Below are 12538 nucleotides of genomic sequence, written 5' to 3' on the forward strand. Positions count from 1 at the left end.
GTATCTCTCAGCTCATCAGTCCCAGGTACCAGCGCCCGACGGGTTCGCCGATCAGGATCCCCACCCACGCGCCCGCCAGCATCCACGGGCCGAAGGGGATGGCGGTCTTCCCACCCGCTCTGCCGGTGAGCATCATCACGACACCGAGCAGCCCTCCGAGCAGGAATGCGGCGAACGCTCCGACGATCAGCGCGCCCCAGCCGAACCAGCCCAGCATCGTGCCCACGAGTCCGGCGAGCTTGACGTCGCCACCGCCCATGCCACGTGGGCTGATCAGCCGCACGACGAAGTAGAAGGCGAACAGCGCCACCCCTCCGACGACCGCCCGGAGGAGGGGCCCCCAGTCGATGCGGTCCCACGACCCTGTGCGGGCGTCCGAGCCGCCCTCGAGTCCCCCCTCCGCCGGGAGCAGTCCCGTCAGCACCGTGGTGATCAGCAGCAGCGCGATGATGGTCGCCCATCCCGGCAGCACGATCGCGTTCGGCAGTCGCCTGGAGTCGAGGTCTATGAGGGTCAGGGCGATGCTGAGGCTCAGGAAGACGAGCAGTGCGATGAGCACACCCCAGAACTCTGCCGTGCCGAGCCAGAGCATGCCGTCGACAGGACGGGCATCGAGGGGGCGGCTGACCGCGACGCCGGCGGTGACCGCCGCGAACAGCACGCCTGTCAGTGCCTCGACGACGGGATACCGCGCCGGGATCTGTGCCCCGCACGCGGCGCAGCGACCGCGGAGAGCGAGCCAGCCGAACACCGGGACGTTCTGCCACCACCGGATGCGCGCGGCGCACGACGGGCAGCGGCTCTCCCTGATCAGCGGGATGCCGGCGGGCACGCGGTAGGCGACGACGTTGAGGAAGGAGCCGATGACCAGCCCGTACAGCCCGGCGACGACGATCAGGACGACGGCTGCCGCTGTCACGGGGTCGCCGCGATCTCGGTCTGATAGGCCCGATCGCCGGGTCGCTGGACGAGAACGGTCTCGATGACGACGTCCTCGCCTTCGCCGCGCACCTTGCAGCCGAGCTTCTCGAATGCGTCGGGCCAGGCCATCAGAGCGCAGGTGTAGGTCGCGCCGTTGTTGAACTTCACGCCTCCGGTGTCGTTCGAGTAGAGCTGGCCGACGAAGCTCTCGTTGATGTTGCCGGTGAGTCCGCACGGCGAGTAGATCATCAGCTTCACGCCTGAGACGCTCTTGCCGGTGCCGATCGAGAAGGTGTCCTTCTGGTTCGCGGTGTCAGGGTTCTGGCACGTGGGCGAGGTCTCGTCGCTGACGAGGGCCCTGCTGGCATCCGCGTGCAGGAACACGATCTGCTTGCCGCCGGCCAGCGTCGTCTGGATCGAGATGTTCATGCGCTTCTGCGGCGGCGCGAGGAAGAGCACGTCCTTCGTGGGGGTCACCGAGGTGTCCGAGAGCACGATGTCCGTCGACACCGAGGAGCAGTTCATGTAGTTGAAGATCACCGGTCCCGCCGTGGCGTCGGTCATCCTCGCGATGACCTGCGCGCTGGTCATCCCGCACGCCTGCAGATCCTCGGCGGCGTTCCAGCCCGACGCGGCATCGAGGTCGATCCAGGAGGTGATCTCCTTGATGAACTCGAGTGTGGGATCGAACGGGGCCAGTGCAGTGGGATACGTCAGAGTCCCTGTGACCGCCCACTTGTTTCCGGTGTACCCGGTGGTTCCGCTTGCAGGGAGCGCGCCGCCGATGCGGATCTGACCTGCCGTCGCCAGCCTGCCGTGCACCTTCCCATCGACGCTTCCCGTCGAGTCGAGCTCGATGTCGCCGCCGGCCTCTATGTTCCCGCCGCTGGGGGTGGTGCCGACGAGCTTGCCGAACGTCGAGCCGTTCGAGACGGCCGTCACCGTGCCGCCTGCCTTGATGTCGCCGGTGACGGTGATCTTCTGCGACGACGCGTCGACGTCGTCGCGCGCCCAGATGTTGCCGTTCACCGTGCATTCGCGGCTGAGGTTGACGCTTCCGTTGGTGACGTACAGGTCGCCGTTGATCGTGCCCTCGTTGGCGCAGGAGTAGTCGCCCGATCGCACGACGAGGTCGCCGGTGTAGTTCGAGACGGTGGAGGTGACGCCTCCGGCGAAATAGGCCAGCACACCGCCGGCCTGCTGTTCGTAGCTGACGAGCCACGGGTACACGGCGTCGAGGGTGGCGCTGCCCCCACCGGCATCCGTGCCGACGGAGTGGATGACGACGTACTTGCTGTCGAAGGTGGGGCACGCCTGAGCGACGCCGGGGTCGGTCGCCTTCGAGGGGCGCACATCGCTGTTCGTCGAGTAGATCGTGAACGCGTAGTCGGGCTTCGCGCCGGCACCCGTGAGGGTCGCCGCAGAGCAGGAGAACGTGCCGTCCGAGGCGACGGCGCTGTTGAGACGGTCGACGGCGGCATCCCGACCGGATTCGGCGGCGATGTACGCCTGGGTGCTGCTGCGATTGCCGACGTTCGACTGGATGGTGAACATCACGCTGGCGGTGACGGCGGTGATGACGGCGAAGCCGAAGAACATCACGATGACGATGGCGACCAGCGCGGCACCGGTCTCGTCGCCGCGGCGATCGACCGCCCGGCGCAGGATGCGATTCATGACCAGCATGTCAAGCCGTCCTCACTGAGATTGTTGCGCGCGGTGACCTCGCCGTCGAAGGTCACCGGCGCGGAGGTGGTGTCGACCTGGAAGCGGTAGGTGATGATCTTGCCGTCGCGTGCGAAGTACTTCGCGGCGCCGATCGGAGCGACCTCGTGCAGAATCGTCGGTCCGTGCCATGCAGGAGCCGACGACCCCGCGGTGATGAAGGCGGCGTCGCCCTTGGTGGGATCGGCGATGTCAGCGGGCTGCAGCTTGAATGCCTGGCAGGTCTTCGCGCCGCCGAGGGTGGTTCGAACGAGCAGCTGCGTGCCGTCGGCGCTGACAGACATCGCTTCGGCGTTGCGGACCGCCCTCTCGACGCTGAGCGAGAAGTGCTGACCCTCGTTGGTCGCGGTGCTCGTCGTGGTCACGTCGCGCTGCGTGTTCCAGGAGTTGATGAAGATCATCACGACGAGGCTGCCCAGGATGCCCATGAGCAGCAGCACGACGATCAGCTCGATGAGCGAGAGTCCGGAGTCGTCGTCGGCGAGGCGGTCGCGAGGGTGAACGGTCATGGCACGAAGATCTTCGCCTGGACCGTGGCGAGGATGCCACCGTCGCGCACGGCTTCGAGTGTGACGGCCACGGCGGTCGTCTGGGTGCAGGCGTAGGTCACGCCGACAGGGACTCGCACGACGAACTCGCGAGGCGTGCCGGTGTAGTAGGTGGTCGTGGTGGTGATCTCGTTGAGCTTGGCGCAGGTGTGCACGTCGCGCCCCTCTTCGATCAGAGCGTTCAGCTCCCGAGTGGCGGTCGCGGACGCCGACTGCGTGGAGGACTGCAGGATGCTGTTCCACAGCGGCGGGATCAGCGCGACGGCGATGATCGCGAGCAGCAGCATCGCGATGATCATCTCGACGAGCCCGAAGCCCTCATCGTCACGCGCACGAGTCGCCATGGCAGACCTCACGGAAGAGATGCGGTCGCGGAGACCCGGCGACGGTGCCGGGTCTCCGCGGTGAGGGTCTGATTACGAGCCCGCAGTGGTGGTGGGAGTGGTTGAAGCGCATCCGGGGCCGGCGTAGAACGTGTTCGCGCCGGTGATCGTCAGGTTGACCGCCGTAGCACAAACAGTGTTGGCATCAGTCCCCGCGATCGTGACCTCGAGGTCATCGTCGTTCGTCTTGTACGAATCGGCCGCCACAGCTGCCGCGCCTGACGCCCACTGTGAAGACGCCTGAACAGCGGCGTTCTGTGCTGCAGACTTCGCCGCGCTGATCTTCGCCTCGTTCTGAATATTGCCGATGATCGGGATCGCGATGGCGACGAGGATGCCGAGGATCACGACGACGATGATGAGCTCGATGAGGGAGAAGCCGGCCTCGCCGTTCTCCTCCCGTTCAGCCTTCTTGGCCTCGACGAGGCGACGGATGGTACGCATGCTTGAGGTTCCCTCCAGGATGACGGAGTGGGGGGGTATGACCGGGTCACGGCACGCTCGATCAGCGTCACTGCTGAGTGCGTCGTTTCCCCAGGTTCGGAGCCGCCGTCATCCCAGTTGAATTCGACTCCTGAGGCTCATAGTGGACCTATGAATAGCCTGAGCACAAGAAGCAATTGTCACGTTCAGGTCACGCTCTCGTAGACCCCCGAGATGCCTCGATGACGCGCAATCAGCGTGTCGAGTTACTAGCGATATACCGCAACCGGACCAGGCGCTTTCAGCGACGCCACCAGCGGCGTCGAGGTTCGGCATCCGTCGTCGCCTCGGCACCGGCATCCGGATGCCTGGACGCGCGGCGCTCGCGCCACGCGCGCACCTCGGCCTCGACGTCACGCGGCTGCGTCACGACCGGCGGCCCGCCGAGCAGCTGCCGTCGAGCCTCGATCACACGGCGGTTGAAGTCTTCGAGCACTCCGCGAACGTCGTCCTCGCGGCCGAGCTGGTCGAGCTCGCCGTCGAGCTCGCGATCCTCGACGCGCAGCATGAGGGCCGGCGGACCCAGCCCCGACAGGTTCTCGGTCTCGATCTTGCGGCGGATCCACCAGTCGGGATCGTGGTGCGTGCCCAGCCCTTCGAGCGGCTTCCCGGCTCCTGGCAGGTTGTCGAACTCACCGCGGCGGATCGCGAGCTGGATCGCCGTCTCGACGAACTCGGCCTTGTTCTGCGAGTTCAGCACCATCGGCGCGTCGTTCTCGGGCTCGGCCTCCGCGCTCTCACCGGCGTCACGGCGCGCACGGTAGCGAGCCGCATTGCTCATCGCGTCAGACATGGCAGGCACCTCCGTCCCTCCAGGGTACGCGGGCGATGTCGCACAGGCGTCCTACTCTCGAACCGGGCAGCCCACAGCCGTCCGAGCAGGCAGCCCACCCGTCAGGCGAAGGGCCCGCGGTCGTGTTCGCGGGTGCCGCCAGCAGGCTCCGTCCCCGGCACCCCATAGGCTCGTGAGGTGGCATCCACCGCATCCCCTTCTCCCGCACTGAACCGCGAGATCCTGCGGCTCGCCGTGCCTGCGCTCGGTGCGCTCGTCGCCGAGCCCGCATTCCTCATCCTCGACTCGATCATGGTCGGCCACCTCGGCACCTCAGCCCTCGCCGGCCTCGGCATCGCCGGCGCGGTGCTGCAGACGATCGTCGGGCTGATGATCTTCCTCGCGTACTCCACCACCCCAGCCGTCGCCCGCCGATTCGGCGCCGGCAAGCCGGGCGACGCCGTCTCGGTGGGCATCGACGGCATGTGGCTCGCCCTCGGCCTCGGGGCCGTGCTCGCCGTCGCCGGAGCCCTCGCCAGCCCGGCCCTGGTCGCCGCATTCGGGGCATCCGACGCCGTCTCGACCGAGGCGCAGACCTACCTCACCATCTCGATGTGGGGTCTGCCCGCCATGCTCGTCGTCTTCGCCGCCAGCGGCCTGCTGCGCGGCATGCAGAACACCATGACCCCGCTGTGGATCGCCGGTCTCGGCTTCGGCGCCAACGCGCTGCTCAACTGGATCTTCATCTACGGCTTCGGCTGGGGCATCGCCGGATCCGCCTTCGGCACGGTCGCCGCGCAGTGGGGAATGGTCGCCGCCTACGTCGTCGTCATCCGTCGCCTCGCTCTCCGGCACGGTGCGTCGATGAAAGCGCAGCGCGACGGCATCCGGGCACCGCCCGCTCCGGCGGATGGCTGTTCCTGCGCACCGTGAGCATGCGCGCCGCGCTGCTCGCGACCGTCGGCGTCGCCACCGGCATCGGCACACAGGAGCTCGCCGGCTGGCAGATCGCCTTCACCATCTTCATGACCGCCGCATTCGCCCTCGATGCCCTCGCGATCGCCGCGCAGGCGATGATCGGCAAGAGCCTCGGCTCGGGCGACATCGACCAGGTGCACCGCGTGCTGCGCCGCACCGTGGCGTGGGGGCTCTGGTTCGGTGTCATCGTCGGCGCCGTCATCGCCGTCTTCTCGCCTGTGCTGGGCGTCGTCTTCACCGGCGACGCCGAGATCGGCGCGCTGGTGCAGCCCGCATTCCTCGTGCTGGCCGCCGCACAGCCCATCGCCGGAATCGTCTTCGTTCTCGACGGCGTGCTGATGGGCGCGAACGACTCCCGCTACCTCGCGATCGCCGGGCTGCTGAACCTCGTGCCGTTCCTTCCCGCCCTGTGGATCATCACCGCCACCGGCGTCGACGGCGTCGCCGGCCTGGTCTGGCTCGCCGCCGCGTTCTTCGGCGTCTACCTGCTCGCGCGACTCGGCACGCTCAGCTGGCGCGTGCGCACCGACGACTGGACCCGCACGGGCGCCTGACCCGCGCCCGCCCCGAGACCCCCACCTGCTGCCGAGACCCCCACCTGCGGACGTTCATATCTAGGGGTCTCGGCGATACCTGGGGGTGTCGGCGAGAGGGACGGCCCGAGGTCAGGCCACCTCGCCCGCGGCCACCGTCTCGGCCAGCATGTGCACTCGCGGCAGGTGGTGCGCGCCGTAGAAGTCGGCAGACACCAGACGGGCGTGGTCAGAGGCATCCGGCGTCGAGTGGCGCAGCACCGCGGCGACCGCGAGACCGTGCATCCATCCGCCGGCGAGCGTTCCGAGCAGCATGAGGTAGGGCACGCTGACGCCGTAGGCGTCGCGGGTGGCACCGAAGCCGACGACGGATGCCGTGGCGCGGCGCGCCGAGTCGACCGCGCGCCCCAGACGCTCGGCCGTGCGCGTGGCGACCTCGCTCTCGAGTCCGCGCAGCTCCTCGGCCGTCGACAGGATCGAGGAGAAGAGCGTCTCGGCCGTCGCGCCGCCGTCGCGGATCAACTTGCGGCCGATGAGGTCGTTCGACTGGATGGCCGTGGTGCCCTCGTAGATCGGCATGATCCGGGCATCGCGGTAGTGCTGCGCGACGCCGGTCTCCTCGATGAAGCCCATGCCGCCGTGCACCTGGATCGCGTCGCTGGTGAGCGCGACCGCATCCTCGGTGGCCCAGCCCTTGAGGATCGGCACGAAGAACTCTGCCAGCGCACCCGTGCCGTCCGTCGAGGCCCGATCGAACAGGTCGCCGAGGTACACACCCAGGGCGCGCATCGCGAACAGACGGCTCTGCATCGACAGCAGCAGTCGGCGGACGTCCGGGTGCTCGGCGATCGGCGCGCCGGCCGGGCGATCGAGCACGGCGCCCTGGCGACGCTCGTCGGCGTACGCGACGGCCTGCTGATAGGCGCGGTCGGAGATGCCGGTGGCCTGGAAGCCCATGCCCGCGCGCGCCGAGTTCATCATGACGAACATGCCCGCGAGCCCGCCGCCGATCTCGCCGACGAGGTATCCGGTCGCGTCATCGTAGGCGAGCACGCAGGTGGGGCTGCCGTGGATGCCGAGCTTGTGCTCGAGTGCCACCGTGGTGACGGCGTTGCGCTCCCCCGGCTCTCCGGCTGCGTCCGGCATGAACTTCGGCACGACGAACAGCGACAGGCCCTTCGCCCCGGCAGGCGCGTCGGGCGTGCGAGCGAGCACGAGGTGGACGATGTTCGAGGCCACGTCGTGGTCGCCCCAGGTGATGAAGATCTTCTGGCCGCTGATGCCCCACGACCCGTCGGCGCGCGGGGTGGCGATCGTGCGGATCGCGCCCAGGTCGGTGCCGGCGTCGGGCTCGGTGAGATTCATCGTTCCCGTCCACTCGCCTGACACGAGCTTGGTCAGGTACGTCTGGCGCAGCTCGTCGGATGCCGCGGCGTCGAGCGCATGGATCTGACCAGCAGTCAGCAGCCAGCACAGCGCGAAGGCCGCGTTGGACGCGTTCCAGATCTCGCCGAGGCCCGCTCGAATCGACCCTGGCAGGCCGTCGCCCCCGGCGGACTCGGGCGCCTCGGCGCTGACCCAGCCGGCTTCGACGAACGCCTGGTAGGCCCCGGCGAACCCGGCGGGAAGGTGCACCTGGCCGTCTTCGATGCGCGCGCCCTCGCGGTCGCCGCTGGTCTCGAGCGGCGCCAGGACGGATGCCGCGAACTCGCCGGCACCCGCGATGATCTCGGTGGCGTCCTCGGCCGTGAACGCGCCGCCCGTCGCCCTCGCGGGCAGGTCGAGGCCGAACGCCTCGCCGAAGAGGAAGCGGTAGTCGTCGACCGGGGGGACGTAGTCGGATGCCATGATGCACTCCATTCGGGTGAGACTCAGACCCACTTTACGCGAGACTGCGTCTCAGTGGAATGGCGAGTCGCCGAGCCCTCGATCAGGCGTGCCGACGGCACCACTCGTACATCACGACCGCGGCCGCCGCGCTCGCATTGATCGAGCGGGTCGAGCCGTACTGGGTGATCTCGATGTGACCGGCCGCCGCGGCCAGCGCCTCCTCCGACAGGCCGGGCCCCTCCTGCCCGAACAGCAGCACGCAGCGCTCGGGCAGCTCCGCGCGGTCGACCGGCACCGCCTCGCCGACGTTGTCGACGGCGATGATCGGGATGCCCTCCTTCGCCGCCCACGCGGCGAACGTCTCGACATCGGGATGATGCACGACGTGCTGGTACCGGTCGGTCACCATGGCGCCGCGCTTGTTCCAGCGGCGGCGTCCGATGATGTGCACCGTGTCGGCGAGAAATGCATTGGCGCTGCGCACGATCGAGCCGATGTTCATGTCGTGCTGCCAGTTCTCGATGGCCACGTGGAACGGGTGCCTCTGGGTGTCGAGGTCGGCGACGATGGCATCCATCCGCCAGTACCGGTACCGGTCGATGACGTTGCGGGTGTCGCCGTGCGCGAGCAGCTCGGGGTCGTAGTGCTCTTCGGTCGGCCACTCCCCCGGCCACGGGCCCACGCCGTATCCCGGCTGCGCCGCTGAGCCCGTCTCTTCCATCACTATCCAGCGTAGCCCCGCCACCACCACCCGCCCCCGGCGCTCCCCTTCCCGCGGCGAGGGTGACGATGTCGTTGCGTGAGCAGAATTTAGGCACGCCGAAATAGTCCGGAGTAGACTTTTCGGCATGCCTAAATCTGTGATGGCCGCGTCCGCACTGCCCGCACGGCGCCCGGCGCGCTCCCTGTGGCGCAGCGCCTGGCTGCTCGGACCCGCCCTCGTCGCCGGCGTCGCGTACCTCGATCCGGGCAATGTGGCGAGCAACATGACCGCCGGCGCCCGCTACGGCTACCTGCTCGTGTGGGTCGTCATCGCCGGCAACGTGATGGCATGGCTGATCCAGTACCTCTCGGCGAAGCTCGGCATCGTGACCGGCCGCAGCCTGCCCGAGGTGCTCGGCACCCGCATCCGCAATCGCTGGGCCAGACGCGCGTACTGGCTGCAGGCCGAGCTCGTCGCGATGGCCACCGACATCGCCGAGGTGCTCGGCGGAGCCGTTGCGCTGAACCTGCTCTTCGGCATCCCGCTGCTGCTCGGCGGGATCATCACCGGTGCCGTCTCGATCGTCCTGCTCGCCGTCCAGACCCGCCGGGGCCCACGGCACTTCGAGTTCGTCATCATCGGACTGATGGCGATCATCGTGATCGGCTTCATCGCCGGCCTCTTCGTCGCACCGCCCGACCCCGCGGGCGTCGTCGGCGGCCTGCTGCCGCGGTTCGCCGACAGCGGCTCGGTGCTCCTTGCGGCATCCATCCTCGGGGCGACGGTGATGCCGCACGCGATCTACGCGCACAGCGCGCTGACGCGCGACCGGTTCGGGTCGGAGGAGGGGTCGCGGCTTCCGAGCATCCGGATGCTGCTCACCATCACCCGCTGGGACGTCACCATCGCGATGGTGATCGCCGGCTCGGTCAATCTCGCGATCCTGCTGCTCGCAGCGGCGAACCTCGCCGGGGTCGAGGGCACCGACTCGCTCGAGGGAGCGCATGCCGCGATCAACTCCAGCCTCGGGCCGATCATCGGCACCCTGTTCGCGATCGGTCTCCTGGCATCCGGTCTCGCGTCGACCTCGGTCGGCGCCTACGCCGGAGCCGAGATCATGCACGGTCTGCTGACCGTCCGCGTCCCTGCCCTCGCTCGGCGGCTGGTCACCCTCATCCCGGCACTCGTCATCCTCGGCGTCGGGTTCGACCCGACCCTGGCGCTCGTGCTCAGCCAGGTGGTGCTGTCGTTCGGAATCCCGTTCGCTCTCGTCCCTCTGGTCGCGCTCACCGCGCAGCGCCGCACGCTGGGCGAGCACGCGAACCGGCGCGTGACGACGGTGCTCGGCATCGTCTTCGCCACGCTGCTGATCACCCTCAACGCCGTGCTGCTCTGGCTGGTCGCCACCGGCGGGTGATCGCGACCTGCGGCTTCGCGCGCCGAGTGCACGAGAGATTCGCGTGAACAAGCAGTGCACTCGGCGAGGTCCCGTGCTCTCGACGCAGTCCCGTGCACTCGGCGAGGTCCCGTGCTCTCGACGCAGTCCCGTGCTCTCGACGCAGAAGAGAAGAGCGCACGACCCCCGGGTAGGCTCGACGCCATGCCCTCCTCCCCCGTGAAGAAGCACCGCGACGACTCCGAAGCCCGCCGCGCGATGCGGCTGAGCACCTGGTTCGCGCTGGGCACGGGTGCGCTGGGCGTGCTGCTGCTCGCACTGCCGGGCCTGCTGCCCGCCGGCGGGCCCTGGGTTCAGCTCGGGCTCGGAGCACTGACCCTCTTCCTGGCGTTCCGGGCGCGCGCCATCGGCACCCGCGGCGTGAACGACTACGACGGTCGCCTCTCGCTGCTCGCCGCGATCGCGGGCTTCGCGATCCTCTTCTTCGCGGGCAACGCCGCCTTCCGGATGCTCTTCATCGTGAGCTGATCATGGCATCGCCCGCCTACGACGACTACCTCAAGACGGTGTACGCGCACACCGAGTGGCAGGACGCGCCCATCACTCCGTCGCAGCTCGCCACGGCCCTGGGCATCGCGCCGTCGAGCGTCACCGAGATGGTCAAGAAGCTCGCCGCCGCCGGTCTCGTCTCGCATGTGCCGTACGGGGCCGTAAAGCTCACGGAAGCAGGGCGCGACCGCGCCCTGCAGATGCTGCGCCGCCACCGGCTGATCGAGACATGGCTGGTGCGCGAGTTCGGCTACGCCTGGCATGAGGTGCACGACGAGGCGGAGGTGCTCGAGCACACGATCAGCGATCGGCTGCTGGATGCCATCGACGAGCGACTCGGCCGCCCCCGCTTCGATCCGCACGGCGATGCGATCCCGGATGCGAACGGCGACGTGGTTCGCGAGCCGTTCGTGCTCCTCGGCGAGGCCCCCGCCGGGCACACGGGCCGCGTGCTGCGGGTGAGCGACCGGGACCCCGACCTGCTGCAGCAGCTGGAGGATGCCGGAGTGAGCGTCGGCGCGGAGATCACGACCCCCGCCGGGCTGCCGGACGGAGCCGCGGACGCCGTCTGGCTCAGCATCTGAGAGCCGTGCGGATCCGCGCCGATGGGGAGGTCACCCCATCTCTTCCGATCCCCGTCATCCCCTAGGCTGATCGCAGAATCGGGGGGATTCGGATGACCCAGGACTACAGCATCGCGCTTCTCGCGCCGAGACCCTCACGAACGCACTCCGGGGACTCGACCTCGCCGCTCCGGCGTCGGCCACCACGACCGTGATCGCGCATTCGTACGCGGTTCCCTGCCGGATGCGACAGTGTTCGAAAGCGATGGCGGCCTCCTCGCAGACGGCACGTACCTGGACTACACCCCGGGCCACGGCACGCACTCCGAGGCGAATCTGCCCATCGGATCCGTCGTGAACGACGGCGGCTACCTCGAGCGAGGCAGCGAGTCGTTCGCGAACATCGCCAACATCATCAGCCACGGCGAGCCTCTGGAGACCAGCTGATGAGACGGCAGGCACAGCCCCCGGCAGAACCATCCGCACGGATTCGACGAGCGATCGCGACCCTCGTGCTGGCGATCGGAGCGACCACCATGACCGCATGCACCCCCGCCGTCCCTTCGGGGGAGGCGCTCTACGCCGAAGCAGAGAGCAACTACCTCCGCTATCGCGGGTTCGTCAACGAACTGCAGTCCTCACTCTCGACGCAGCCGTGGCGGATCGGGCAACTCGGTTCCTACGGCATGCAGCCCTCCGAGTGCGACGGGCCAGGCACCTATCAGTTCCGCCTCGATCGCGCGGTTCAGCTCGATGCCGCCCAGCGTGTGGAATATGCAGACACCGTCGAATCCTTCCTGAACGACAAGGGGATGACCCCGTCGCGAGGGACTCTCGGCAGCGACAGCCAGGAGGGGCAGCTCATCCAGGTGAAGGTCAGGGACGAGGGCGATTTCGAGCTGCTGCTGATCGAGATCGGCAAGACCGGGGACGTGCTGATCTCGGCCCGGACCGCCTGCTGGCCAGGCGATCGCGCAGAGCTGAGCGAGAGACTCTTCGGCGGCGTCTATCTCGGTGACGGCTATCTGCCCGTCGACACCGAGTCCCCGACCGACCCGCTGTTCTTCGGCATCACCCCCGGCGACCCGCAGTTCGTCCGCGAGACCCCGTCGCCTTAGCCACAGCGCCGCCCACGCACCTAGGCTGGGCACGGA

13 protein-coding genes and 1 pseudogene are annotated in these 12538 nt (G+C 68.6%); 6 read left to right on the top strand and 8 right to left on the bottom strand.

Features of this window, described 5'->3' with window-relative positions:
* Nucleotides 1-7: 7 nt before the first annotated feature.
* The 6 genes from FVO59_RS04405 to FVO59_RS04430 all read right to left on the bottom strand — a co-directional run bounded on the left by FVO59_RS04405 (nt 8) and on the right by FVO59_RS04430 (nt 4853).
* Nucleotides 8-919, bottom strand: coding sequence for a prepilin peptidase (locus FVO59_RS04405; RefSeq protein WP_182255038.1), 912 nt, complete (start codon nt 917-919; stop codon nt 8-10).
* Nucleotides 916-2607, bottom strand: coding sequence for a hypothetical protein (locus FVO59_RS04410; protein ID WP_182255040.1), 1692 nt, complete (start codon nt 2605-2607; stop codon nt 916-918). Before FVO59_RS04410 ends, FVO59_RS04405 begins: the two co-directional genes overlap by 4 nt.
* A complete protein-coding gene (locus FVO59_RS04415) occupies nt 2595-3155 on the bottom strand; it encodes a prepilin-type N-terminal cleavage/methylation domain-containing protein (protein WP_182255042.1) in 561 nt (186 codons plus the stop codon). Before FVO59_RS04415 ends, FVO59_RS04410 begins: the two co-directional genes overlap by 13 nt.
* Nucleotides 3152-3538, bottom strand: a complete 387-nt coding sequence (locus FVO59_RS04420; RefSeq protein WP_182255044.1) for a type IV pilus modification PilV family protein — start codon at nt 3536-3538, stop codon at nt 3152-3154. Before FVO59_RS04420 ends, FVO59_RS04415 begins: the two co-directional genes overlap by 4 nt.
* A 72-nt stretch (nt 3539-3610) precedes the next feature.
* Complete coding sequence (locus FVO59_RS04425) at nt 3611-4021, bottom strand: type II secretion system protein (RefSeq protein WP_182255046.1); 411 nt, start codon at nt 4019-4021, stop codon at nt 3611-3613.
* 280 nt (nt 4022-4301) lie between these two features.
* The gene (locus FVO59_RS04430; RefSeq protein WP_182255048.1) at nt 4302-4853 is read right to left on the bottom strand and encodes a DnaJ family domain-containing protein; all 552 of its coding nucleotides are present in this window, start codon (nt 4851-4853) and stop codon (nt 4302-4304) included.
* A gap of 177 nt (nt 4854-5030) precedes the next feature.
* Between FVO59_RS04430 and FVO59_RS04435 the strand changes: the two are divergent.
* A pseudogene (locus FVO59_RS04435) lies at nt 5031-6364 on the top strand (MATE family efflux transporter).
* A 111-nt stretch (nt 6365-6475) separates the two neighbouring features.
* On the opposite strand, the gene FVO59_RS04440 reads toward FVO59_RS04435, so the two are convergent.
* Together FVO59_RS04440 and FVO59_RS04445 are read right to left on the bottom strand one after the other, a co-directional pair.
* Entirely contained in the window at nt 6476-8191 is a 1716-nt protein-coding gene (locus FVO59_RS04440; protein WP_182255050.1) for an acyl-CoA dehydrogenase family protein, read from the bottom strand.
* An 82-nt stretch (nt 8192-8273) separates the two neighbouring features.
* A complete protein-coding gene (locus FVO59_RS04445; protein ID WP_182255052.1) occupies nt 8274-8894 on the bottom strand; it encodes a TrmH family RNA methyltransferase in 621 nt (206 codons plus the stop codon).
* Nucleotides 8895-9021: 127 nt separating this feature from the next.
* On the opposite strand from FVO59_RS04445, the gene FVO59_RS04450 reads away from it, so the two are divergent.
* The 5 genes from FVO59_RS04450 (at nt 9022) to FVO59_RS04470 (ending at nt 12502) form a co-directional block, all read left to right on the top strand.
* Nucleotides 9022-10293, top strand: a complete 1272-nt coding sequence (locus tag FVO59_RS04450; protein WP_220465698.1) for an Nramp family divalent metal transporter — start codon at nt 9022-9024, stop codon at nt 10291-10293.
* A gap of 183 nt (nt 10294-10476) precedes the next feature.
* Nucleotides 10477-10800 carry a hypothetical protein gene (locus FVO59_RS04455; protein ID WP_182255054.1) on the top strand — a complete coding sequence of 108 codons (324 nt, stop codon included), beginning with the start codon at nt 10477-10479 and terminating at the stop codon, nt 10798-10800.
* 2 nt (nt 10801-10802) lie between these two features.
* Nucleotides 10803-11405, top strand: a complete 603-nt coding sequence (locus FVO59_RS04460; protein ID WP_182255056.1) for a metal-dependent transcriptional regulator — start codon at nt 10803-10805, stop codon at nt 11403-11405.
* Between the two features lie 231 nt (nt 11406-11636).
* A complete protein-coding gene (locus FVO59_RS04465) occupies nt 11637-11831 on the top strand; it encodes a hypothetical protein (RefSeq protein ID WP_182255058.1) in 195 nt (64 codons plus the stop codon).
* A gap of 89 nt (nt 11832-11920) precedes the next feature.
* Nucleotides 11921-12502, top strand: a complete 582-nt coding sequence (locus FVO59_RS04470) for a hypothetical protein (protein WP_182255060.1) — start codon at nt 11921-11923, stop codon at nt 12500-12502.
* Nucleotides 12503-12538 lie beyond the last annotated feature (36 nt).

Source organism: Microbacterium esteraromaticum, assembly GCF_014084045.1.
In the GTDB taxonomy this organism is placed as follows: domain Bacteria; phylum Actinomycetota; class Actinomycetes; order Actinomycetales; family Microbacteriaceae; genus Microbacterium; species Microbacterium esteraromaticum_D.